The 25,660-nt window shown below is 28.4% G+C and carries 28 protein-coding genes and 1 pseudogene; all 29 read left to right on the top strand.

Annotated elements, in window-relative coordinates:
- Positions 1–111: 111 nt before the first annotated feature.
- Complete coding sequence (locus tag CLPU_RS04450) at positions 112–492, top strand: NusG domain II-containing protein (protein ID WP_050354447.1); 381 nt, start codon at positions 112–114, stop codon at positions 490–492.
- A 19-nt stretch (positions 493–511) separates the two neighbouring features.
- Positions 512–1,024 (top strand): Gx transporter family protein, encoded by a 513-nt coding sequence (locus CLPU_RS04445; protein ID WP_050354446.1) that lies wholly within the window; start codon positions 512–514, stop codon positions 1,022–1,024.
- A 39-nt stretch (positions 1,025–1,063) separates the two neighbouring features.
- On the top strand, positions 1,064–1,642 hold the full coding sequence (locus tag CLPU_RS04440) for a Maf family protein (protein WP_050354445.1): 579 nt from the start codon (positions 1,064–1,066) through the stop codon (positions 1,640–1,642).
- A gap of 22 nt (positions 1,643–1,664) precedes the next feature.
- Positions 1,665–2,360 (top strand): RadC family protein, encoded by a 696-nt coding sequence (gene radC / locus CLPU_RS04435; protein WP_050354444.1) that lies wholly within the window; start codon positions 1,665–1,667, stop codon positions 2,358–2,360.
- A gap of 29 nt (positions 2,361–2,389) precedes the next feature.
- Complete coding sequence (locus CLPU_RS04430) at positions 2,390–3,424, top strand: rod shape-determining protein (protein ID WP_050354443.1); 1,035 nt, start codon at positions 2,390–2,392, stop codon at positions 3,422–3,424.
- Positions 3,425–3,449: 25 nt separating this feature from the next.
- Positions 3,450–4,295 carry a rod shape-determining protein MreC gene (mreC, locus tag CLPU_RS04425; protein WP_050354442.1) on the top strand — a complete coding sequence of 282 codons (846 nt, stop codon included), beginning with the start codon at positions 3,450–3,452 and terminating at the stop codon, positions 4,293–4,295.
- Between the two features lie 13 nt (positions 4,296–4,308).
- Positions 4,309–4,812, top strand: a complete 504-nt coding sequence (mreD, locus tag CLPU_RS04420; RefSeq protein ID WP_050354441.1) for a rod shape-determining protein MreD — start codon at positions 4,309–4,311, stop codon at positions 4,810–4,812.
- A gap of 21 nt (positions 4,813–4,833) precedes the next feature.
- Positions 4,834–8,235, top strand: a complete 3,402-nt coding sequence (locus CLPU_RS04415; protein ID WP_050354440.1) for a penicillin-binding transpeptidase domain-containing protein — start codon at positions 4,834–4,836, stop codon at positions 8,233–8,235.
- Between the two features lie 313 nt (positions 8,236–8,548).
- Positions 8,549–9,022 carry an ASCH domain-containing protein gene (locus CLPU_RS04410; protein WP_050354439.1) on the top strand — a complete coding sequence of 158 codons (474 nt, stop codon included), beginning with the start codon at positions 8,549–8,551 and terminating at the stop codon, positions 9,020–9,022.
- Between the two features lie 74 nt (positions 9,023–9,096).
- Positions 9,097–10,284, top strand: a complete 1,188-nt coding sequence (gene fabV / locus CLPU_RS04405) for an enoyl-ACP reductase FabV (protein ID WP_050354438.1) — start codon at positions 9,097–9,099, stop codon at positions 10,282–10,284.
- Positions 10,285–10,394: 110 nt separating this feature from the next.
- Positions 10,395–10,961, top strand: a complete 567-nt coding sequence (locus CLPU_RS04400; protein ID WP_050354437.1) for a class I SAM-dependent methyltransferase — start codon at positions 10,395–10,397, stop codon at positions 10,959–10,961.
- A 102-nt stretch (positions 10,962–11,063) separates the two neighbouring features.
- On the top strand, positions 11,064–11,597 hold the full coding sequence (locus tag CLPU_RS04395; protein ID WP_050354436.1) for a GNAT family N-acetyltransferase: 534 nt from the start codon (positions 11,064–11,066) through the stop codon (positions 11,595–11,597).
- A 52-nt stretch (positions 11,598–11,649) separates the two neighbouring features.
- The gene (locus CLPU_RS04390) at positions 11,650–12,033 is read left to right on the top strand and encodes a hypothetical protein (protein WP_050354435.1); all 384 of its coding nucleotides are present in this window, start codon (positions 11,650–11,652) and stop codon (positions 12,031–12,033) included.
- A 235-nt stretch (positions 12,034–12,268) separates the two neighbouring features.
- A complete protein-coding gene (gene lepB / locus CLPU_RS04385) occupies positions 12,269–12,826 on the top strand; it encodes a signal peptidase I (RefSeq protein WP_050354434.1) in 558 nt (185 codons plus the stop codon).
- A 185-nt stretch (positions 12,827–13,011) separates the two neighbouring features.
- Positions 13,012–13,577: pseudogene (locus tag CLPU_RS04380) on the top strand (DNA-3-methyladenine glycosylase I).
- Positions 13,578–14,080: 503 nt separating this feature from the next.
- A complete protein-coding gene (gene minC, locus CLPU_RS04375; RefSeq protein WP_050354433.1) occupies positions 14,081–14,728 on the top strand; it encodes a septum site-determining protein MinC in 648 nt (215 codons plus the stop codon).
- A gap of 23 nt (positions 14,729–14,751) precedes the next feature.
- On the top strand, positions 14,752–15,546 hold the full coding sequence (minD, locus tag CLPU_RS04370) for a septum site-determining protein MinD (protein ID WP_050354432.1): 795 nt from the start codon (positions 14,752–14,754) through the stop codon (positions 15,544–15,546).
- Between the two features lie 18 nt (positions 15,547–15,564).
- The gene (minE, locus tag CLPU_RS04365; RefSeq protein WP_050354431.1) at positions 15,565–15,849 is read left to right on the top strand and encodes a cell division topological specificity factor MinE; all 285 of its coding nucleotides are present in this window, start codon (positions 15,565–15,567) and stop codon (positions 15,847–15,849) included.
- Between the two features lie 115 nt (positions 15,850–15,964).
- Positions 15,965–16,378: a methylglyoxal synthase gene (gene mgsA, locus CLPU_RS04360; RefSeq protein WP_050354430.1), complete on the top strand. Its 414-nt coding sequence runs from the start codon at positions 15,965–15,967 to the stop codon at positions 16,376–16,378.
- Between the two features lie 90 nt (positions 16,379–16,468).
- Positions 16,469–17,185 (top strand): murein hydrolase activator EnvC family protein, encoded by a 717-nt coding sequence (locus CLPU_RS04355; protein WP_050354429.1) that lies wholly within the window; start codon positions 16,469–16,471, stop codon positions 17,183–17,185.
- 20 nt (positions 17,186–17,205) lie between these two features.
- Positions 17,206–18,075, top strand: coding sequence for a site-2 protease family protein (locus tag CLPU_RS04350; protein ID WP_050354428.1), 870 nt, complete (start codon positions 17,206–17,208; stop codon positions 18,073–18,075).
- 81 nt (positions 18,076–18,156) lie between these two features.
- Positions 18,157–19,995, top strand: coding sequence for a TIGR03960 family B12-binding radical SAM protein (locus tag CLPU_RS04345; RefSeq protein ID WP_050354427.1), 1,839 nt, complete (start codon positions 18,157–18,159; stop codon positions 19,993–19,995).
- On the top strand, positions 19,995–20,696 hold the full coding sequence (locus tag CLPU_RS04340; RefSeq protein ID WP_050354426.1) for a TIGR03936 family radical SAM-associated protein: 702 nt from the start codon (positions 19,995–19,997) through the stop codon (positions 20,694–20,696). Before CLPU_RS04345 ends, CLPU_RS04340 begins: the two co-directional genes overlap by 1 nt.
- A 22-nt stretch (positions 20,697–20,718) precedes the next feature.
- Positions 20,719–22,209 (top strand): Rne/Rng family ribonuclease, encoded by a 1,491-nt coding sequence (locus CLPU_RS04335; RefSeq protein ID WP_050354425.1) that lies wholly within the window; start codon positions 20,719–20,721, stop codon positions 22,207–22,209.
- Positions 22,210–22,352: 143 nt separating this feature from the next.
- The gene (gene rplU / locus CLPU_RS04330) at positions 22,353–22,664 is read left to right on the top strand and encodes a 50S ribosomal protein L21 (RefSeq protein ID WP_050354424.1); all 312 of its coding nucleotides are present in this window, start codon (positions 22,353–22,355) and stop codon (positions 22,662–22,664) included.
- A gap of 8 nt (positions 22,665–22,672) precedes the next feature.
- Entirely contained in the window at positions 22,673–23,020 is a 348-nt protein-coding gene (locus CLPU_RS04325) for a ribosomal-processing cysteine protease Prp (RefSeq protein WP_050354423.1), read from the top strand.
- 4 nt (positions 23,021–23,024) lie between these two features.
- Positions 23,025–23,315 carry a 50S ribosomal protein L27 gene (rpmA, locus tag CLPU_RS04320; RefSeq protein ID WP_050354422.1) on the top strand — a complete coding sequence of 97 codons (291 nt, stop codon included), beginning with the start codon at positions 23,025–23,027 and terminating at the stop codon, positions 23,313–23,315.
- Positions 23,316–23,561: 246 nt separating this feature from the next.
- Positions 23,562–24,275 (top strand): Spo0B domain-containing protein, encoded by a 714-nt coding sequence (locus tag CLPU_RS04315; RefSeq protein WP_050354421.1) that lies wholly within the window; start codon positions 23,562–23,564, stop codon positions 24,273–24,275.
- A gap of 104 nt (positions 24,276–24,379) precedes the next feature.
- On the top strand, positions 24,380–25,660 hold the full coding sequence (gene obgE, locus CLPU_RS04310) for a GTPase ObgE (protein ID WP_050354420.1): 1,281 nt from the start codon (positions 24,380–24,382) through the stop codon (positions 25,658–25,660).

Here is a 25,660-nt window from a genome sequence, read left to right as displayed (position 1 = left end):
TGACTATGATCAAATTATGGTTAAAATTTAAACTTGTAAATGAAATAAGGAAATGGTAAACTTAGATAGTGAAACCATATGCCTTTAGTGACTATAAAAGGATGAATAAATATGACAAAATACGACAAATATCTTATATTTATTATTTTGATTTCGAGCTTCATTGGGATATACTATGTTAATAAAATAGCTACAAATTCATCAAATAAATATGTTAACATAGAATTAGATGGGAAAAAATATAAAAAAATAACTTTAGATAATAAAGAAATGAGAACATTGGAAATTAAGACAAAATTTGGGTATAATAAGCTAGAGATAAACAAAGGAAAAGTTAGAGTAGTAGAAGCAAATTGTCCAGATCAACTTGATGTAAAACAAGGCTATATAACTAGACCAGGAGAAATGATAGTATGCCTACCAAATAGACTTGTTATAGAGATAAAAACAGAGTCTAAAACTAATAAAGAAATTGACTATATTAGTTATTAAGAAAGAGTGACTAGAAACTATGAGATTAAAAAAAATAATATTTTTATCAGTACTTGTGTCACTAGGACTTGCATTAAATATTGTTGAAAGTATGATACCTTTTCCAATCATTATTCCTGGAGCTAAACTAGGATTATCTAATATTGTTTCTTTAGTAGCGTTGGTGTTATTTGGATTTAAAGAAGCTATAGTTATATCAATTTTAAAAGGGTTGGTATTAGCTCTTGCTACAGGCAATTTTTCAACCTTATTATATAGTATTCCGTCTGCTACTGGAAGTACTATAATAATGACACTAGCTTATGAGTATTTAAGAAACTATTTTAGTTTGATAGGAGTAAGTATATTAGGAGCTTTAACGCATAATTTTTTACAAATAACAGTTGCTAGCTTAATTATGCAAAATATAAATATTTTTTCATATCTCCCTTTTATGGCTTTGACTAGTCTTTTTACGGGATATTTTATAGGACTTAGTTCTATATATTTAGTTAAAAACATGAAAAATACTCTTGGTGGATATTTAAAATGAAGCTTTATATTAAATGATTACCTTAGGATGTGATAAAGAGTGAAAAGTATAGTATTGGCGTCTGGTTCACCTAGAAGAAAAGAATTACTTAGAAAGTTTAATTTAGAATTTAATATAATTCCTAGTGATATAAAAGAATATATAAATGATGATGAAGGACCAATAGAAACTGCAATGTCATTAGCTCTTCAAAAGGTTTTAGATGTTTCTAATAAACAAGATGAAAATAAAATAATATTGGCTCTGGATACCATTGTATATAAGGACTCTATTTTGGGAAAACCCAAAGATAGAGATGATGCATTTAATATGTTAAATAGCCTTAATGGAAAAGAACATTATGTTATAACAGGCATTGCTATTGTTAATAAAACAAATAATGTTAAATTAGTAGATTATGAATCTACTAAGGTTAAATTTAGAGAATTATCTACAGATAAAATAGAAAGATACTTAGATACAGAAGAATATAAAGATAAGGCAGGAGCATATGGAATTCAGGGTTATGGTGAAATTTTAGTAGAATGGATTAAAGGATCTTACTCTAATGTAGTAGGATTGCCAATATCGAAGATTGATAATATTTTAGAAAAATTTTATAATATAAAGTTGTTATAGAAACTTTAAGGAGACTATAGTGATGAAAGAGAGTTTAAGATATACTATGAAAAGTCTACCTGAGGAAGAAAGACCTAGAGAAAAACTATATAAATATGGAGTTAAAAGTTTATCTAATCCAGAATTATTATCAATAATTATAAGAACAGGAAGTAAAGAATACTCAGCAATTGAGCTTTCAAATAGGTTATTATCAATTGATAAACAAGGAATATCTTTTTTATCAGATTCTTCTATTGAAGAAATAACTAAAGTAAAAGGCATAGGAAAATGTAAAGCAGCACAAATACTAGCTGCAATAGAACTAGGAAAGAGAGTGTTAATATCCAGTTCAATAGATCAGAAAAAAATAACTTCACCTTTAGATGTTGTTAACTTTCTTATAACTGATATGCAACATTTAAAAAAGGAGTATTTTAAGGTAATAATGCTTGATACTAAAAATAAAATTATAGGAATAGATGACGTATCCGTAGGTAGCTTAAACTCATCAATTGTACATCCAAGAGAAGTCTTTAAAGAAGCAGTAAAAAGGAGTAGTGCGTCAATGATCTTGACACATAATCATCCAAGTGGAGATCCATCTCCTAGTAAAGAAGATATTAATGTTACTAAGAGACTACTAGAGTGTGGACAAATTTTAGGAATATCAATATTGGATCATATAGTTATAGGAAAAAATACTTATTTTAGTTTTAGAGAAGAGAACATATTATAAGATAAATTTTTAGGAAGGAGCAAAAGAAGATGGGTATTTTTAGTGCGTTTTCAAAAGATATGGGAATAGACTTAGGAACAGCAAATACATTAGTTTATGCAAGAGGTAAAGGTATAATAATAAAGGAGCCATCGGTTGTTGCTATTCATGCACATACTAAAGAAGTTTTAGCAGTTGGTGAAGAGGCTAAAAAAATGATAGGTAGAACACCAGGACATATAGTAGCAATAAGACCTTTAAGTGATGGGGTTATAGCTGACTTTGATGTTACTCAAAGTATGTTAAAATATTTTATAAAAAGAGCTCATCCAAGACGTTCAGTAGTACAACCTCGTGTTGTTATATGCGTTCCTTCAGGTGTAACTGAGGTTGAAAAAAGAGCAGTTGAAGAAGCAGCAGTACAAGCAGGAGCAAGGGATGCATACCTTATAGAAGAGCCAATGGCTGCAGCAATAGGTGCAGGACTTCCAGTTCAAGAACCTACAGGTAGTATGATCGTTGATATAGGTGGAGGAACTACTGAAGTGGCTATAATATCACTTGGAGGAATAGTTACAAGTAGATCAATAAGAGTAGCTGGAGACGAGTTAGATGACTCTATAGTTGGATATATTAAAAAAGAATATAGTCTTATGATAGGAGAAAGAACTGCTGAGGAAGTTAAGATAACAATAGGATCAGCAGACTTAGGTAGTAATAAAGAAAAGAAACTTAGTATAAGAGGTAGAGACTTAGTTACAGGCTTACCTAAAACAGTAGAAATAAGCTCAAATGAAATACATGAGGCTATGAAAGAACCTATTTATAGCATTGTAGATGCAATAAAATATACATTAGAAAAAACTCCGCCAGAATTAGCTTCAGACATAATGGAACAAGGTATAATGCTAGCAGGTGGTGGAGCATTATTAGATGGACTAGATAGAATGATAAGAAAAGAAACAGGTATGCCTGTTCACATAGCAGAAGAACCATTAGACTGTGTAGCTTTAGGTACAGGAATGGCTCTAGAAGATATAGAAACTCTTAAAAGAGTGACTAAAAATTCTAGAAAGATAGATTAAAATATCAACTGAGATGGTGATATAAATGAACATTTTTAGAAAGTTTAAAGGAAGAATGATAGTAGCTTTTGTTACTATCATTCTAATTGTAATTATAGGTTTAACATCTACAGGTAAGCTGAAAATAACTAAATTAGAAAATATACTTGGAAATGTTATAACTCCAGTTCAAAAAGTAGCTTATAGTATATCAAAAAATGTAGCTAATGGATTTAGCTCCGTTGGTGATATTTTTACTTTGAAGGAAGAAAATACACAACTAAAAAAAGAAGTAGCAAAATTAAAAGATAAGGTAATAAAATATGAAGACATAATAGGAAGATCGGATTACTTAAAGGAAGAAGCAGAACTTAAAAGCAAGACTAATTATAACTTAGTAAATTCCCAAATAATAGGCAAAGATCCTGGTAACTGGTTTGAAAAATTTATAATAGATAAAGGGAGTAAGGATGGAATAAAAAAAGGTGATCCGGTAGTTAAGGCTGTTGAGATAGAAAAAGATAATATAGTAGAAGGTCTTGTTGGTAGAGTTACTGAGGTTGGAGATAACTGGTCAAAGGTAGTGTCAATAGTGGATAGTTCAAATAGTGTAAGCTTTACTATAGTCAGAAACCAAAATAATGGAGTGGCAAAAGAAGGTTCTCAAGGTATATTAAGTGGATATATGTTTGATACTAAGGCCGATGTTTCTAAAGGTGATAAGCTGTTGACATCTGGACTAGGAGGAGTTTTTGAAAAAGGAATTTTTATAGGGGAAGTTATTGAAATCAAAAAGAAAAGTGAAGATTTACTTGTACATGTAAAAATTAAGCCTTCAGTTGACTTTAACAAGTTGCATGAAGTATTCGTAATTACTGGAAAAAAACATTAAAGGGGTAATAAAATTGAATTATATTATAATAGCAGGGATAATAATACTTAATTTCATATTACAGTCTACTGTATTTCAATACTTTCATTTTTTACAAGTACTTCCCAATACTTCTTTAATCTTAGTAGTTACATATTCTCTATTAGCAGGAAAAAATTCAGGTGCTATAGTAGGACTAGCTGTAGGTCTTTTACAAGACATATTTTTCTATGATGTTATAGGGGTTAATGCTCTTATTTATTTTCTAATAGGATATGTCTTGGGACTTTTAGATGAAAAAGTTTTTAAAGAAAATCTAATTTTGCCATTTTTAATAACAGCAGCAACTACTGCTGTATTTCATATAATGCATTACTTCTTTATGTACTTTTTATCAGTGGATGTTCATTTGATTCCGATATTAAAAAATGTACTATTAAAAGAAGCTATATATAATGCTGTTCTTTCAATTTTTGTATATAAGTATATGTTGAAGTTTTATAAAGAACCTCGAATAAAGTTTACTAAAAGACTTTAGAATAAATGAGGAGGTGAAATTTTGAAACAGATATTTGAAAAGCTTAGAGATAGATATAATATTTTAATACTAGGACTATCATTATCATTACTAGTATTAGCTTTTCGACTTGCCTCTCTTACTATAGTACAAGGTGAAGAATTAAGAAAGCAAGCAGATACTAGAAAGTTTAAAGAAATACCAATCACAGCTCCAAGAGGGGAAATAAGGGATAGATATGGAAGACTTTTAGCTGGAAACAATCCTAGTTTCACTATACAAGTTGTTAAAGATGAACTCGAATCTAGTAAGGATAAGAAACAGAGAAATAAAACACTAATAGAATTAGCACATATATTAGAAGATGAAGGTGTAAACTACAATGATGAATTTCCAATAAAAATGAATTCATTTGCATATACAGATGAGTCTATGTATTTTGAAAATCCTAATACACCTAGTGAAGAGGTTGTAAGTACTATAGTAAATAATAATTTAGTAGGTGAACTCATTGGTTTAACAACTGAATATAGTAATCAACAAAATGCTAATAAATTTTCTGTAGGCAATAAAGTAGTAGGTATACTTCAAAGTGAAGGCGTTGAAATGCCTATAAAAGTTAATGTAGATCAAAATGGTAATCCAATATTTGAATATGATAGTGAAAAAGATATAGATAAGTGGAAAGAAAATAATGGCATATCTAAAGGAATGGATGCTAGAAGTGCAGTATTGAATATAATTAATAACCGTAATGTTAATAAGATAGTAACTAAGATAGTAAGTGATCCTGTTTCAAGTAAATTAGCATACGATATGCTTAAAAGCAAGGGATTAATAGCAAATATAAAGTTAGTTCCTTTTTCTTTTACTTTTGATGAAGAATATGAAAAAGTTAAAAGAGGCTTAATGCAAAAATTTAGCGGTATTACTATAAAGAGTGCGGCAATAGATGATTTTATAAGTATACTAAAGGAAACTGATAGTTTTACAAAAATGTTAGAAAGTACACATAGTATACCAAGTAAGACTAAAAAAGATAAAAAGGAAACTATAGTGCCAGGACAAGTTATAATTGAACTCTTGGAAGAAAAATATAAGAAGAATAAAGATAAAACTAAGATACCAATTAAAGTGGAAATAAATGAGAAAACAAATAAAGTTACTTATAAATTTACTAATAATAAAGATAGAGATGAGCTATATAAAAAATATAATATTAAGGAAAAACTTAATCCTCAAAAAACCTTGATGTTTATACTGGAAAAAGAAAAAGAAGTTAAAAACTTTATTAAGCGTGAAGATATAAGTAGAATAGCACAAGAAATTATAATAAAACAAGACATATATCCTAAAATAGGAATAAGCACTTGGAAGTATTCTGCTTTAAATGATAAGGAGTTCTGGCTCAAGAGATATAAGATATCAGCAAAGTCTGATGCTGAAAAAGCATTCAAAGAGATTAGAAAGAAAACCGAGCTACCAGAAAATTTATCAGACTATGAAGCTAGGATAGCTCTTTTAATACTAGATCAAGTAAAGAATATGGGACATAGAGGATATCATCCTGTAAACATAGCATATGGTATCAAAGATACAACTATAGCTAAAATAGAGGAAAATAAGGGTGATATGCCTGGAGTGAAGGTATCTCTAGAGCCTGTAAGACAATATCCTATGGGAAGTACTGCAGCACATATATTAGGATATTTAGGTAGTATATCTAGTGCTAATGAGTTAGAGAAATATACAAAAGCAAAAGGTTATTTACCTAACTATTTTATAGGTAAAAGTGGTGTAGAAGCAACATTTGAAGAATATCTTAAAGGTAAAGATGGAAAGAAAAGAGTTCAGGTAGATGCTGTTGGAAACGTAGTAGATACTATAAGTGAAGAAAAAGCTAAACCAGGAAGTACTCTTTATCTAACTATAGATGCAGAACTTCAAAAAATTACAGAAAACGCGTTAGAACAAGCTTTAACAGAAATAAGAAGAGGTGGAACATTCAAAAGTAAATGGGGAAATTATAGTTACGGTAAGGCTTTCCCTTATGCTACATCTGGAGCAGCAGTTGCTATAGATGTAAAAACAGGAGAAATACTTGCTTTAGCAAATTATCCATCATATGATCCTAATCTTTTTGCAACAGGTATATCAAGTGAAGATTGGAAGATGCTAAATCCTGATAATGGAGAAGATAAATTAGGACCATTACCAATGTATAATATGGCTATAGGAACAGCTGTCCAACCTGGATCAATATTTAAAATGATAACAGGGATAGCAGCCCAAGAAAACGGAATTCCTGCTTCTAAGAAAATATATGATGGTGGATATGTGAAAATAGGAAACAGAAACTTTGGATGCTGGTTATGGAATCAGAATAAAGGTAGCCACGGATGGGAAGATTTAAAAGGTGCTCTTAAAGATTCGTGTAACTATTATTTCTTTAGTGCTGCTCTAGGGAGAGACCCTAGAACAGGTGAAAAATTTCCTGGGAAAGCAGGAATAGATGAAATCGCTAAGGTAGCAAAAGAATTTGGACTTGATGAAAAAACTGGTATAGAAATAAACGGTGAAATGGTTGCAGGAGTACCTAAGACTAAGACTAAATCAACAATTAATAAAAGGAACTTAACACATTTTTTAGAAGCAAATATAGAGAGTTATATAAAAGAAGGAGTAGAACTAAGTAAGAAAGACATAAAAAAGATTATAGATGAGATAGTAAGTTGGACAGAACTAGAGAAACCACTTAGTAAGAGAGATATTATAAACAAATTATCTGAGATGGGGATAGATGGAGAGAAGAAACTAGAAGGAAACAAAGAAGATATATCTGATACTATAAAGTATACTTATCTTAATCAGTCTAAGTGGGGTCAAGGAGATACCTTAAATATATCTATAGGACAAGGTCAGAATGCTTATACTCCTATACAAATGGCAAACTATATAGCTACTATAGCTAATGGAGGAAATAGGCATAAAGTTAGTGTAGTAGATAAAATAGAAAGTTATGATAATACTAAAAAAGTGTTTGAACCTAAAAAAGAAACTCATAAGGTAGATGTAAAAGATCCTAAATATATACTAGAAGTTGCAAAGGGAATGTCTTTAGTTACTGGACATGATGGAACAGCTGGTTCTCCGTTTAAAAATTTCAAGGTAAAAGTGGCTGCTAAAACTGGTACAGCACAAGTTGATAGAATAAATCCTAAAACAGGAAAAAAATATGACAACTATGCATGGTTCTCGGCATTTGCTCCTTACGAGCCAGATAATCCTGATGCTGCACAAATAGCTGTAGTAGTATTTTTATCCCAAGGTGGTAAAGGGGGATATGGGGCACCAGTAGCGAGAGAAATAATAGCCCAATATTTAGGACTTAATGAAGATGAAAAGAGTAATGAATTAGACTTAAATAATAAATTAGCAAGATAATTGATATTTAATATATGATTTTCCACAATACAGAACTTTAATATTGTGAATAATTTTGAAGTTTAAAATAAATAATTGCCGTCAATTTATTGACGGCAATTATTTATTTTTTGATATAATTTTAATTGAATGTTTTTTGGATAGTTTGTATTATACAGAATATTATATTGAGAACATTTAAAAATAGATATATTTTAATGTAAAATTAAATGTACGAGATTAAAAAACCTAATAAATTTTCAAGTACATGATTCATAAAAATAATAATCTAATATAATATGGTATAATATACCGAAAAGAAAGGAAATGAAATATGATAGAAGAAAATAACTCCGTACAAAAAATGTGGGAAGATTATTTAAAATCTATAGGAGAAAATGTTAACAATTCTACTAAAAAGTATACTTCATGGCATTTTTGTGATAATGAAAAAGATGCTAATGAACTGGCGAATTTAGTTAAAGAAGAAATAAAAAAAGCAACAGCATCATTATATTATTGGTATGAGTTAGGAGAAGAAACTGAACCTAAAGTAGGAGACTTAAGTATTATTACAGATTGGAATGGGATAGCACAATGTATAATTGAAACAAGTAAAATAAATATAGTACCTTTTAAAGAAGTTACAGAAGAATTTGCAAGACTAGAAGGCGAAGGAGATAAAACTTTAAAGCATTGGAGCAATGTACATATGAATTATTTCTCTAGAGAGCTACAAGGTCAAGAAAAGGAATTTTCAGAAGATATGTTAGTATTATGTGAAGAATTTAAATTAGTGTATAAATAATATACTATATTTGTAATTGTATCGTATTATATTTTTAAGCTAAAAATGAACGTAGAATATAAGGAGTGTTATTTATGATAATAAAGCCAAAATTTAGAGGATTTATATGCACAACAGCTCATCCAGAAGGTTGTGAAAAGAATGTTATTGAACAGATAGACTATGTAAAAAATAAAGGAGTTATAGATGGACCTAAAAAAGTACTTGTTATTGGAGCATCAACAGGATATGGTTTAGCTTCTAGAATTACATCAACTTTTGCTTCAGGAGCAAGTACTATTGGAGTTGTATTTGAAAAATCGGCTTCAAAGAATAGAACAGCTACTGCTGGTTGGTATAATACAGCGTCTTTTGAAAAATTAGCGAAAGAATCTGAATATTATGCTAAGAGTATTAACGGAGATGCATTTTCAAATGAAACAAAAGAAAAAACTATTGAACTCATTAAACGTGATTTAGGAAAAATTGATCTTGTTATATATAGCGTTGCATCACCAAAGAGAGTAGACCCAGTAACTGGAGAGATTTTTCATTCAGTATTAAAACCTATCGGAAAGCCTTATAAAAATAAAACTGTAGATTTTCATAATTACAATATATCAGAGATTGAAATTGAACCTGCAACAGAAGAAGAGATAAATCAAACTGTAGCTGTTATGGGGGGATACGACTGGAAATTATGGATTGACTTATTAAGGCAATCTGATGTTCTTGAAAAAGGTGCTATGACCATAGCATATTCATATATTGGACCAGAAATTACATATCCTATTTATAGAAATGGAACAATTGGTAAAGCAAAAGAACATTTAGAAGCTACTGCACAATTATTAAATGACGATCTTAGAAACATTAATGGAAAAGCTTTAGTATCTGTTAATAAAGCTTTAGTTACTCAATCAAGCTCAGCTATTCCAGTAGTCCCTTTATACATTTCACTATTATCTAAGATTATGAAAGGAAAAGGTATTGATGAAGGATGTATTGAGCAAATTTATAGACTATTTTCAAATATATCAAATGATAATGACTTAAAGCTTGATGATAAAGGTAGAGTAAGACTAGACGATAGAGAGATGAGATCAGATGTTCAAAGTGAAATACTAAGTCTTTGGGAAAAAGTGTCAACAGATAATATTAGAGAGCTATCTGACATTGAGGGATATAGAAAAGAATTTTTTAAATTATTTGGTTTTGGATATGAAGATATAGACTATGAGATAGAAGTTGATCAAAATGTAGACATACTGGATATTAATTAGATACTACATAAACAATCTCTTACAGGATAACTCCGCAGTTTATAAACGTTCTTAAATAAGAAAGCTATTATCTAATGAAAATGGTATGGTTTTGAAAGGAAGATGAAAGGATGAATCATGATATAAGAAAGGAACATTGGAGCAATAAATATAAAGCACGAGAGAACATTTTAATGGATCCAGAGCCTTTTATAGTTAATAATACTAATTATTTAATTAAGGGAAGTATTCTTGATATTGCTTGTGGAGATGGAAGAAATGCTATTTATTTAGCAAAGCAAGGATTTAATGTTACTGGAGTGGACTTTACACCTGAAGCATTGAAAAGACTAATAAGATTTTCAAAGATTAATCATGTATCTGTCAGAACAAAAGAACTAGACCTTGATGACATAGATCTATTAATTAAAATAGGAAAATTTGATAATATCATTATAAATCATTATAAGCCATCTGATGAAACATTTAACGTATTACCTAATCTCTTAAAGAAAAAAGGCATATTAATTATTTGTACTTTTAATTATTTACAATCTATAGAAAAAGGATTCAAAAGAGAATTTTGCTTAGAAAAAAATGAATTAGTTAATAAGTGGGATAATCTAAAACTAATAAAACATGAAAACTGGAAAAATGAGAATACATATCTTGACGGATATATATTTGAGAAGATATAAGAAATAATAACTGTTAATATAATAGTTAGAAGACTACCTTAATGACGATTGTTTTTATATCTAATATTTTATACATTAGATATAGGAGGTGTAGGTTATAGGATGAGAGAAGTAGTAATTAATAATAAAAAAATAATAATAAGAAAAGCTATTAAGTCAGATGCTAAAAATATTATAGAATATATTAATAGGATTGCAGGAGAATCAGATTTTTTAACATTTGGATTAGGTGAATTTAACACAACAGTAAAAGAGGAAGAATGTTTTATTGAAGATGCTTTAAAAAAGAAAAATACTCTTTTAATTGTTGCAGAAATTAATGGACAAATAATCGGAAATTTAAACTTTTCAGGTGGATTAAGACAAAGAAATGCTCATATTGGAGAATTTGGAGTAAGTGTTTTAAAAGAATACTGGGGAAATGGCATAGGAGAAGAACTTATAAAATACTTAATTAATTGGAGTAAAGATACAAATATAATAAGAAAAATAAACTTGAGAGTCAGAAGTGATAATGAACGTGCCATTTATTTATATAGGAAACTTGGATTTTATGAAGAAGGTATATTAAAGAGAAATTTTTTAATAGATGATAAATTTTATGATTCATTACTTATGGGACTACTAATTGACTAAAATACTATATAGAGAAGTAATCAAACTATAAAATTTTGCGAGGTATAAGATAATGAAAAATACTGATTTTAAAAATATTTTAAGTAACTGGATATCACAAATATCAAACGAAGAAGATTTAGATGAAAATATAAAAGCATTAAATTTTGGAATTTTTGAATCAGAAAATGGATATACTGTGTATCTAATTGGATCTAATGAATATGACATTGATGATGATGAATGGGCATGTAATGAAGACTTTGTTCCAAAACAAAAATATTTAACTTTCAATGAAGGACAAACTATAAGATTAAATTGGGAAGATTTTGAAGAACTTATATGTAGAACGCTAAAAAGTATAATAAATTCAGAAAAGGTAGATGAATATTCAATATTAAATGTCGATAATATTACAACAGGATTTGATGATGGAGATTTAATAAAAATCAAATAGTTTACCAAACTAATGAAAAAAATTATATATAAGAAGATAGAGAGAAAGTTTATAAAAGTGTGCTTATGTAACAATAATATAATTCTATATAATAAAAATAAAAGAATCTTAAAGATATTATATGAGGTATAATATGTATATTTTTGCTATAATTAAATTATTATAAAAATAATTAAACTATTTTTATAATAATTTTAAATAAGCTATAATTATATAAAATTAGAGGTGGACTAAAATGAAAAGTGAGATTTTAGAGTGGATTAAGTGTATTGTAATATCAGTTGGAATCGCATTCGCTATAACTTCTTTTATAAATACTACAGAAGTGTATAGTGTTTCTATGAATCCTACATTAGTAGAGCATGATAGATTAGTTATATTAAATAATAATAAAAATATTAAGCATGGTGATATAATTGTATTTAAAACAGATTTAGAATTTAATGAGGGCGAGCTAAAAAGTCTAAACATAATTCAAAGACTTACGTCAGGTAGTACAAAAAAATTAATTAAAAGAGTTATAGGACTTGAGGGAGATAAAATAACTATAAAGAATGGAAAAGTATATGTAAATGATAAAGAACTCGATGAAAACTATATAAAAGAATATGGAACTATAGGTGATGTAGAAATAGACAAAATACCAAAAGGGAAGGTCTTTGTCATGGGAGATAATAGGAATAATAGTATAGATAGTAGAAGTGAAGAAATAGGTCTTGTTGACTATGACAAGATCGTAGGTAAAGTCATATATAGAATATATCCATTTTCTAAAGTAGGAAAACTTAATTAATATTATTAATTATTTATTTAAAATTTTTTAAGAATTAAAGAATACCTATGAAATTTAATACTTTCAATATAGATTAAATGAATATAAGAAATGGAGAAAATCCCTAGAAACTATATTTAAGACAGTTTTAGGGATTTTTAATTTATTATAAAAAGTAATAAGATAAGAATACTAACCTATATGAAATGGAGGACTTAATTTTGAAAAGATGTTCTTGGTGTAAAGACGATGAGTTATATATAAAGTATCATGATGAAGAATGGGGAGTTCCTGTCCATGATGATAATAAACATTTTGAATTTTTAATACTAGAATCAGCTCAAGCAGGATTAAGTTGGATAACGATACTAAAAAAAAGAGAAAATTATAGAATTGCTTATGACAATTTTGAACCACAAAAAGTTGCAGATTATGATGACGAAAGAATAGAAGAATTACTTAGTAATTCAGGTATCATTAGAAATCGTAAAAAAATAGAAGCTTCAATAAATAATGCTAAAAAATTTTTAGAAATACAAAAAGAATTTGAAAGCTTTGATAACTATATATGGTCTTTTGTAAACAACAAACCTGTAAAAAATAGTTGGAAAGATATATCAGAAGTTCCTTCTAATACTAAGTTATCTGACAATATTAGTAAAGATTTAAAAAAAGAGGATTTAGATTTATTGGAAGTACTATTGTATACTCTTATATGCAAGCAGTTGGAATAGTAAACGATCATACAATTGATTGTTTTAAATATGAATAAAACATAAGAATATTAAAGATTTTTATAATATAGAATTAAGTATTAGTCATAAATATCATAGTTTTTAATTGCCATATGACTAATATATTTAAAAAGATTAATCCTAATATGTTAAAATTAAAAGTATAAACTAATAAAGTAATAATAAAAAGCATATATGCAACTAGTAAACATGTGTCAATAAATTATCTTACCAAATTATTTTATATTAATACAATATAAAATATAAGTCTTTCTTTTTAGGATATATAAATTTATTATGATAATTTTTCCAAATATATGAGGTATATTAGAATTATTTTTATACACATAAAAACAGGATAAAACATTAAATGATATATAAATAACAATTTCAGAAACACAATAGCTATAAAAAAGTTGCACATTGCCACAATATTGCAGGATAAGTATTATCTTGTCAATTTATTTTTTGTATGAATAAGCAGGAATTAAAAAAACTATGAAGAAATTAATTTTAGTAGCCGTTAAATGGAGGGTGAAAAATGACTCACAGCTTAATAAACTTTAAAGGTCGTAAAGATGGCATAAGTATATATATAGAAGAAGGAAGCTTTCAGGCGATAAAAGACCAACTAGATATAAAAATAAAAAATGCAGGAGAATTTTTTAAAGGAGCTAAGGTTATAAGCATAAAAGGACAAAAGTTGACGGTTGAAGAAGTAGAAGAGTTGAAGGAGATAATAAAGAATAAATATAGAATGACCATAGAGGATAATGAACAGGAACAGGAAGAAAATAAAATGGAAGATATTGACCCAGACTTAGAAGCAGTTCCTTTTATAGGTATACATGAAGGAAGTACCAAGTTTATAAAAACTACTGTAAGATCAGGGCAAATTATAGAATACGATGGAAATGTAGTGGTAATAGGAGATATAAATCCTGGGGGGATGGTAGTAGCAAAAGGTAATATAGTAGTATTAGGATCTTTAAGAGGAATTGCTAATGCTGGAAGTGATGGAAATAGAGAATCTATAGTAGCTGCTTTTAGCTTACAGCCAACTCAGCTTAGAATAGCTGATGTAATAGCACGTAAGCCAGATGAAGATATACAAGCTCCGAAATGGCCTGAAATTGCAAGGGTATATAAAGACGCTGTTATAATTGAACCTTACTTGTTAAAAAAGTGATAAAAGATAGGAGGTAGAAATAAATGGGCGAGGTAATAGTAGTTACTTCAGGAAAAGGTGGCGTAGGAAAGACTACTACTACTGCAAATATAGGAACCGGTTTAGCCATGCTTGGCAAAACTGTAGTTGTAGTGGATGCTGATATTGGACTAAGAAATTTAGATGTTGTAATGGGTCTCGAAAATAGAATAGTATATGATATTGTTGATGTAGTTGAAAAAGTGTGTAAGCTAAAACAAGGTCTTATTAGAGATAAAAGATACAATGGGCTATATCTCTTACCAGCGGCACAGACTAAAGATAAGAATGCGATATCTCCATCTCAGATGCAAGAATTAAGTGATAGTCTAAAAGAACAATTTGACTATGTTATTATAGACTGTCCTGCAGGGATAGAACAAGGATTTCAGAATGCTATAGCAGGAGCAGATAAATCAATAGTAGTTACTACTCCAGAAATATCAGCAGTTAGAGATGCAGATAGAATAATAGGCTTATTAGAAGCAAAAGGGTTAGATGATCCTAAGCTCATAATCAATAGAATAAGATATGATATGGTAAAAAGAGGAGATATGATGAATATTGATGATATGATTGATATATTAGCAATAGATCTTCTGGGAATAGTTCCAGACGATGAATCAATTGTAATATCAACTAATAAAGGAGAGCCTGTTGTTATAGAAGAAAAAGCCTTATCAGGACAAGCTTATAAGAATATAGTTCAAAGAATATTAGGAGAAGAAGTTCCTTTATTAAATTTAGAAACAGAAGAAGGCATGTTTACCAAACTCAAGAAAATTTTATTTGGGAAATAAATTAAAGGAGGGGTTGGTTTGGATTTCTTTAGATTTTTCAGTAGAAGTGAAAAAAATAGTAAAAATGTAGCTAAAGAAAGGCTAAAATTAGTATTGATTCATGACAGAGCAAATGTCTCTCCCCGTTTTCTAGAAATGATAAAAGGAGATATTATTAGAGTGATTTCTGATTATATGGTTATAGATGAGGAAGGCTTAGATATAAAGCTTACACGAACAAGAAAAGATAGTGATAGTTCACCTATATCAGCCTTAGTGGCAAATATTCCTATACTAAAAATGAAAGAAGATTCGATAAAATAGTACTTATTAACCCTGTATCATGTGATACAGGGTTATTTTAGTATAAAATAAAGTATAATAATGTGGTAATATGTTAATATAACAAAATTTGTATAGAGAGTGGAGGCGGATATCTATGAACATAGCACTTATAGCACATGATAAAAAGAAAAAACAAATAGTAAACTTTACTTTAGCATACGAAGACATACTAAAAAACCATAGTATATATGCAACAGGTACAACTGGAAAACACATCGAAGAAGCTACAGGTCTCAAAATAAATAAAGTTATGTCAGGTCCAGTGGGAGGAGATCAACAGATAGGAGCTATGATTGCTAATAATGAGATGGATTTAATTATTTTTTTAAGAGATCCATTAACAGTACAACCTCATGAACCTGATGTACAGGCACTTATAAGACTAAGTGATGTTCATAATATACCTATTGCTACTAATTTAGGAACAGCTGAACTTATTATCAAGTGTCTAGAAAGAGGAGATATAGACTGGAGAGAGGTAATAAAAGAAACTAAAAAAGATAACTAATATATTTCATACAAAGGAATTTTTAAAGTAATAAAATCCCATTTATCTAAATATTAATGTATTAAATTGATAATTGGGGGATAATTGCATATGAATAATAGTAAAACTTTCTTTAACAATATAAAGCGCAGATATGGATATAATTATAAAAATAAAGATCAAAAATTTTATATAAAGCAAATAAAAAAGCTATTTATTTGCCTTATAATTTTAGTTATTATAATTGCCATAAAGAAGATAAATTTTAAAAAAGGAAATGAAGTTATAAAAATAGTAGATGATACTATTAACTATACAATTGATATAAAAAAAGATTCGAAGAAGCTTTTGGCTTATATGAAAAAACACTCATATATAAAAGACAAAGTTATAACTGCATTTAGTATTTTAAAAATGGAAGAGAACCAACAAAAAGAAATATATATGATGCCAACTAGAGGCGACATTAAAAGTAACTTTGGAGATATAAAAGAAACAGAAGATATAAAAAAGGTTAATAAAGGAGTAGATATATTAGTAAAAAGTTCAGACATAATATCTATTGATAATGGAACTGTATTAGATGTAAGTGAGAATAATGGAATATTTGAAATAAAAATTCAACACAACAAGATGCAAACTCTTTATAAAGGAATTGAAGAAAGCCTCGTTAAAGAAGGACAAAAAGTTACTAAAGGAGATATAATAGGGCGAATACAATATACGGAAGGAAAGGAAAAGCTTTTACACTTTCAACTTTGGAAGGATAACAAAGCTGTTAATCCTTTAAACTATATAAAAACTAGCTCAAATGATCTAATAATTTGATAACAACGGGGTTGAACATAATGTATATATTAAAATTGAATAACATAAGGGTAAAGCTAAACTATATTATGCTTATACCTATAATAATTTACTTTTATTTTGGATACTTTATCGAAATAGTACTAATGTTTATATTGATATTATTTCATGAACTGGCTCATATTTTTGTAGCATCAAAATATGGTGTGAAAATTGGTGAAGTAGAGTTATTTGTATTTGGAGGAGTTGCTAAAAGTGAAAGTTTAATAGGACACGATCCTAATACAGAAATTATAATATCTATAGCAGGTCCTTTATTTAACTTTTGTTTAATGCTATTATTTATGATTATAGAGAAGATAACCAGTAGCTACTTAACATATTATATGATCAAGGCTAATTCTTTTATATGCTTTTTTAATCTATTACCTCTTTTCCCACTAGATGGTGGAAAAATCTTAAGGGCATTTTTATCTAATTTTTTTGGAGTAAAGAATTCTACAAGATATTTAACCAGATTAACTTATATATTGTGTGTCTTTATAATAATAATTAGTATATATTGTTTAACTTTAAGACAAAGTATTTATATTATTATACTTAGTATATTTATTTTAATAGCTGCCAATAAAGAAAGCAAAATGGCAGCTTTTATTTTCATGAAAAACATAACAGGGAAGAAGTGGGAGCTTAGACAGAGAAAAATAATGAAAACACATTTACTTGTATGTTTAAAAACAGTAACTGCTGAAGAAATATTTAATTGCTTTTTACCAAACAAATACCATGTACTAATAGTAATAGATAATAAAGGAAAATGTCTGGGTACTATAAGTGAATGTGACTTGATTGAAGGTGTTATAGATCAAGGACTGTATACTGAGGTAGAAAAACTACTAAATAATAATTAAAAATGATAAAATAATACTGTATACTAATGATAAAGTTCATATAGAATGTACAAGTAAAAAATAGAAAAGGATGATAATTTAATGTTTAAAGAGCAACTAGAAAAAATCTTCCTTAAGGTAGAAAAACCAGGAAGATATATAGGAAACGAGCAAAACAGTGTTAAAAAAGAAGTTACAGAAGATATGGTTAGATTTGCTTTAGCATTTCCAGATGTTTACGAAGTAGCCATGTCACATTTAGGATCACATATATTATATAGTCTTTTAAATAATGAAGATGATATTTATTGTGAAAGAGTATTTGCTCCTTGGATAGATATGGAACAAAAAATGATAGAAAATAATATACCTTTGTATGGGCTTGAGAGTAAAGATCCTATAAGCAAGTTTGACTTTATAGGATTTACTTTACAATATGAGATGAGCTATACAAACATTATAAATATGATACACCTAGGAAATATACCTATACTTTCTAAGGATAGAACAGATAAGGATCCTTTTGTAATAGCAGGAGGACCATGTGCATATAATCCTGAACCTTTAGCTGATATTATAGACTTTTTTGTAATAGGTGAAGGTGAAGAAGTTAATATAGAGATATTAAAACTATATAAAGAATTCAAAAAAGCTAATAAAAGTAGAAGTGAATACTTAGAAGCTGTAAGCAAAATAGAGGGTGTGTATGTACCAGAGTTTTATCAAGTAGAGTATAATGAAGATGGTACTATAAAAGAGTTCAAACCTAAAGATAAAAAATATCCTAAAACTATTAAAAAGAGAATAATGAAAGATCTAGAAGAGAGTTATTTCCCAGAAAAAATAATAGTTCCATATATAGAAACTGTACATGATAGAATAATGTTAGAAATATTTAGAGGATGTACTAGGGGATGTAGATTTTGCCAAGCTGGAATGATATATAGACCTGTAAGAGAGAGAAGTATTGATAACCTTGTGGAACTTGCTAAAAAACTAGTAGAAGCTACAGGCTATGAAGAGATATCACTATCTTCACTAAGTACAAGTGACTATTCTCAATTAGAAGAATTAGTAACTAGACTTATGAAAGAATTTAAAGATAAAAAAATAGGTTTATCTTTACCTTCATTAAGGCTAGATTCATTTTCATTAGGTGTGATAGAGGAAATTCAAAAAGTAAGAAAGACTGGGCTTACATTTGCACCAGAGGCAGGAAGTCAAAGACTTAGAGATGTTATAAACAAAGGTATAACAGAAGAAAACTTAATAGAATCTGTTCAAAGTGCATTTAAATTAGGATGGTCAACTGTAAAACTATACTTCATGATAGGACTACCTACAGAAACTTACGATGATATTCTAGGTATAAAAGAATTAGCTTATAAAGTTAAAAGTGAATTTTTTGATATACCTAGGGAGGAAAGAAAGGGTAATTTTAAAGTAACTGTAAGTACATCTTGTTTCGTTCCAAAACCATTTACACCGTTCCAATGGCATCCTCAAGATACTATTGATGAATTTAATCAAAAAATAGATTTCTTAAAAAAACAAATTAAAGATAGAAAAGTAATATATAATCATCATGACTCTAGATTAAGCTTTTTAGAAGCTGTCATTGCTAGAGGTGATAGAAATATAGGTAAAGTTTTAGTAAAAGCTTGGGAGAAGGGATGTAAGTTTGATGGATGGTCAGATTTATTTAACTTCAATAACTGGATGGAAGCTTTTGAAGAAACAGGAATCGATCCAGATTTCTATGCTACAAGAGAGAGATCATATGATGAAGTCTTACCATGGGACTTTTTAGATGTAGGAGTTACTAAAGAGTTTCTTATAAAAGAGAATGAAAAGTCAAAAAAAGAAGAGCTTACCAAAGATTGCAGACTAGGATGTACAGCATGTGGCATTAATAAGAGTTTTACAGGTGGTGTATGCTAATGACAAATATTAGAGCTAAATTTACAAAATGTAATGATTTAAAATATATATCTCATTTGGATCTAATGAGATTATTTCAAAGAGCTTTTAGAAGGGCTGATATACCTTTAAAATATAGTGAGGGATTTAATCCACAACCTAAAATGGCATTTGCAACAGCATTGTCACTTGGAGTATCTAGTGATGGCGAATATATGGATATTGAGTTAGAAGATAATATAGATATAAAAGAGTTTGTTGACAGAACAAATAGTGTGCTTCCTGATGGAATAAAAATAGTTAAAGCAAGTGACAAAGATACAAAAGAATCTATAATGGCTTTAATAAGATGGAGTGAATATATAGTAGAAGTTAGTCTTATAGAAAAAATAGATAAGGAAACAATAGATAACGAAATAAATAAGTTTATGAAAATGGAAGAAATAATAGTGGTTAAGGAAAAGAAGAAAGGTTATAAAGTAGTAAGAAAAGAAGACAATGTAAGGGATAGGATAAGAAAATTAATCATATTGGATTATGAAGATAACACGATTATATTTAAGATGATGCTTAAAACAGGAAGTAATGGGAATCTAAAACCAGAAGTTGTTATAGATAAACTTGATGAATTGACTAAAATAAAAATTGATAAAGAAAACATAAAAATTCATAGATTAGATTTATTTATAGAAAAAGAAGATCATATAGTAACTCCAATATAGAAAATAAATTAGGGGAGATTTTATGAATCAAATAATCATAGACATAGGATTAAATGAAAATAAGGTTGCTATGGTTGAAAATGATGAACTAGTTGAAGTATATATAGAACAAGATGATAATAAAAGAGTTACAGGAAATATATATAAAGGAAGAGTAGTAAATGTTTTACCAGGAATGCAGGCAGCTTTTGTAGATATAGGTCTTGAAAAAAATGCTTTTTTATACGTAAAAGACGCTATCACGAAAGAGATGTTATCAGATAAAAATATAAACTTAAATAATATTTCGATAAAAGATGTAGTAAAGTCTGGACAGGAAATAGTTGTTCAAGTAATAAAAGAACCATTTGGAACAAAAGGTGCTAGGGTTACTACTCATATAACTATTCCAGGTAGACATCTTGTTCTTATGCCTTATACAGACTACATAGGGGTATCAAGAAGAATTAGTAGAGAAGATGAAAGAGAGAGACTAAGACGTATTGCCGAAGAAATAAAACCTGCCAATATGGGAGTCATTATAAGGACTGTAAGTGAAGGAATTGATGAAACAGAATTTAAGGATGATATAAGATTTTTACTAAAGATACTTAGCAAAATAGATAGTGAAAAAAACTTAGGATTTGCTCCAAGAACAATATATAAGGATTTAGACTTGGTTCATAGAACTGTAAGAGATTATTTTACTAAAGACATAGACGAACTTATTATAAATGATAAAAAGGAATATCAGAGTATAGTAGACCTAGTTAAGATGATATCTCCTGAACTTGAAAGTCGTGTTAAATATTTTGATGATAGTCATGATATATTTGGATATTTAGGTGTAGAAAGTATGATAAATAAGGCTTTAGATAAAAAAGTATGGCTTAAAAGTGGAGGTTATATAGTAATTGATGAAACAGAGGCCTTAACATCTATTGATGTAAATACAGGAAAGTTCATAGGTAGTATAGATTTAAAAGATACTGTATTTAAGACTAATATAGAAGCTGCTAAGGAAATATCAAAGCAATTGAGATTAAGAAATATAGGTGGAATAATTATAATAGATTTTATTGATATGAATAATGAAAAAGATGAGCAGTTAGTTTTAAAATGCTTAGAAGAAGAATTAGATAAAGACAGAACAAAGTCAACTATATTAGGAATGACTCAGCTTGGATTAGTAGAAATGACAAGAAAAAAGGTAAGAAATAGGCTTACTTCTAGGTTATTAAAAGAATGTCCATACTGTAAAGGTAGAGGAAAAATATTATCTGAAAGCGTAGTTATGTCTAATATAGAGAAAGAGATTAAAAGAATAAAACTTCATACAAGTGCAACAGCTGTTTTATTTGAACTAAGTCCATTAGTATTAAATTATTTGAGAGATAATAAAAATGAGTTTATAAATTCTTTAGAATTAATCTATAGTATCAAAATATATGTTAGAGATAATGAGAGTCTTTATTTTAGCGATATTAAAATAGTAGGTATAGGACAAGAAGAATTTGTAAAAAAATTAATTTAAAAGTAATGAACAATCTATGTCTTATTTATTGACAAACTGTTCAGAATCTGATAAAATCATATTTTGTAAGTAGCCGCACAATGTAGGTATTAAACCGTTAGGTGCCTGTCATTGGCGAGACTGGCTAGAGGAGGTGTGTTATAATGTACGCAGTAATTGAAACAGGTGGAAAACAATATAGAGTTCAAGAAGGCGATGTAATTTTCGTAGAGAAGGTTGAAGGAAGCCAAGGAGATGCTGTAAACTTTGATAAAGTACTTTTAGTATCAAATGAAGGAGATATAAAAGTAGGAAAGCCTTATGTTGATGGTGCTGTAGTAAGCGGAAACATCGAGGAACAAGGTAAGGGTAAAAAGATCATAGTTTTCAAGTATAAGGCAAAAAAAGATTACAGAAAAAAACAAGGTCATCGTCAACCTTATACAAAAGTTAAAATTGCCAAAATTAATGGATAGTAATAGCTATGACGAATATCAAAATCCTAAGTAATAAAAATAATGAAATTGTCCAGTATATAGTTAGTGGGCATTCAGGATATGGTATAGCTGGAGAGGATATCGTATGTGCTGCAATATCTATACTTACTGAAACTACTCTTATTTCTCTCAATAAAGTATGCGGTATTGATGAAAAAGATATATTATATTCTATAGATGAAGAAAAAGGATACTTGAATGTTTCAATACCTAACAACTTAGATAGAGAAAAAAGAGAGAAAGCAGATATTGTATTGCAGACAATGATAGTTGGACTAGAAGGATTATTAGAGATTTATTCGAAATATATAACTCTCGAGTATGGGGAGGTGTAGTGAAATGATAAAAATTAATTTACAGCTTTTTGCTCAGAAAAAAGGAGTAGGTAGCTCTAAAAATGGTCGTGACAGTGAAGCGAAAAGATTAGGTGTAAAAAGAGCTGATGGACAATTTGTTTTAGCTGGTAATATTTTAGTTAGACAAAGAGGAACAAAAGTTCATCCTGGTCTTAACGTAGGAAAAGGTGGAGACGATACATTATTTGCAAAAATCGATGGTATAGTTAAGTTTGAGAGAAAAGGAAGAGATAAAAAGCAAGTTAGTATCTATCCAAAAGAAGCATTATCTTAGTAAAAAACTACCTAGATATCTAGGTAGTTTTTTTTGTATTATTTTAATATCATAATAACTTATTAATGGCTTATTTATAATAATTAGATAAATTATATGAGAAATATGATAGAATAAAATAGAATAAAGTAGAAAATATTAAATAAGGAGGGGATTAAAATAAATACTAGTAACTTTGGAAAATATATAAATAAATCTAATAAAGTTTATACTATTTTAAAAATAATTTTATTAATAATATCTGGAATGATAATATTTACAGTTACAGCTCCAAAAATTGTTGCTTTAATATTAATTACTATAGTTATAATGATTGATCTTATACTATTAATAAAAAGTTATAAAGAAGATTCTAATAACTTATATAATAAAGAAATTAACATGAGTTTTATAAGAGATATGAAAAAGATATCAAGAGAAAATAGACATGACTTTATGAATACATTGCAGATTATATATGGTTATTTACAACTAAGAAAATATGATAATGCAATATTCCAAATAAAAAAAGTAACAGATACTATGATGAATATTAGCAAAATATATAACCTTTCTGTTTTATCAATCTCTCTTTTCCTAGAAAGAAAAATATTAAAGGCTGCTAATGTAGGTATAAAAATAAATTTCGAAGTAAATAATTATGTAGAAGATGAATTTAGAAAAATAAAAAATGAAAAAGAAATATTAGAAAACCTAGAAGATATATCGGATTATTTAATAGATTTTCATGATGAAAATGATGAATGTAGTATCTACATAATAGTTTTGGAGCATGAAGACAGTATATCATTTAATATATCTGGAAACTTTGAAGAAAATATAAAAAATGATTTAAAAAATAAATATTCAGAAATTATGCTAAAAGATGAAGGTATTATAATAACTTATAAATATGACGAAGTTGAAGTACTAAAGTTACAAGATACTATTTATAACGAAATATATTCGAGCAATATTTAAAATAGATTTGTTTTTAATAAGATTTTAACTACTTAAAATTTTATTGACACGCAATTCATAATTGATATAATGATATTATTAAAAATTAGGTAAGGATGATTACTATGTTTATAGATGTAGCAAATATTTACGTAAAAGGCGGAAATGGTGGACATGGTGCAGTTGCTTTTAGAAGAGAAAAGTATGAGCCTTCAGGAGGACCTGCTGGTGGAGACGGCGGAGATGGTGGAAGCGTAATACTCCAAGTTGATAATGGATTAAGAACTTTAATGGACTTTAGATATAAAAAACACTATAAAGCTGAAACTGGTGAAAATGGTAAAGCAAAAAAACAATATGGTAGAGGTGGAGAAGATTTAATTTTAAGGGTTCCCCCTGGAACTATAGTTAAAGATACTGAAACAGGATTAGTTATAGCAGATCTAACAAAAGATAAGCAAAGTGTAGTTGTAGCAAAAGGTGGACGTGGTGGAAAAGGAAATGCTAAATTTACTACTTCAACAAGACAAGCACCTAGATTTGCCGAAGGTGGAGGAAAAGGAGAAGAAAGAAACATTACTTTAGAGTTAAAACTTTTAGCAGATGTAGGACTTGTAGGATTTCCTAATGTCGGTAAATCTACTTTACTATCTATAATGACTGATGCAAAGCCTAAGATAGCAAACTATCATTTTACAACTCTTACACCTAACTTAGGGGTGGTACAAGTTGGTGGAGGAGATAGTTTTGTTATAGCGGATATTCCAGGATTAATAGAAGGAGCACATTCTGGAGTTGGATTAGGACATGAATTTTTAAGACACATAGAAAGAACTAGAGCAATAGTACATATTGTAGATGTGTCATCACAAGAAGGAAGAGATCCTGTTGAGGATTTTTACAAAATAAATGAAGAACTAAAAAAATACAGTCCTAAATTAGCGGAAAAACCTCAAATTGTTATTGGAAATAAGATGGATATTCCTGGTTCACAAGAGGGATATAACAAATTAGAGGAAGAAGTTAAAAAACATGGATACAGTATTTATCCTATATCAGCTGCTACAGGGAAAGGTATAAAAGAACTTGAATATGCTATTTTAAATAAACTACAAGAGATAGGAGAACCAGAGCCTATTGTTGAAGAAGTAGATGAAAATAAATTATATGAATTAAAAAGTAAAGATAATGAAATTATTATTAAAAAAGAAAATGATAAGTACATTGTTGATGGATATCCTATAGAAAAATTGATTAACTCTACTAATTTTGAAGATTTAGATTCTGTAAGAAACTTCCAAAACGTTATTAGAAAAAAAGGAATAGTAGATGAACTTAAGAAATTAGGAATAAAAGATGAAGATATAGTAAATATATGTGGATATGAATTTGAATTTTTTGACTAA

The organism is Gottschalkia purinilytica (genome assembly GCF_001190785.1).
In the GTDB taxonomy this organism is placed as follows: Bacteria; Bacillota; Clostridia; order Tissierellales; family Gottschalkiaceae; genus Gottschalkia_A; species Gottschalkia_A purinilytica.
Note: the sequence above shows the minus strand (reverse complement) of the source record. Positions and strands in the feature narration are given on the sequence as shown.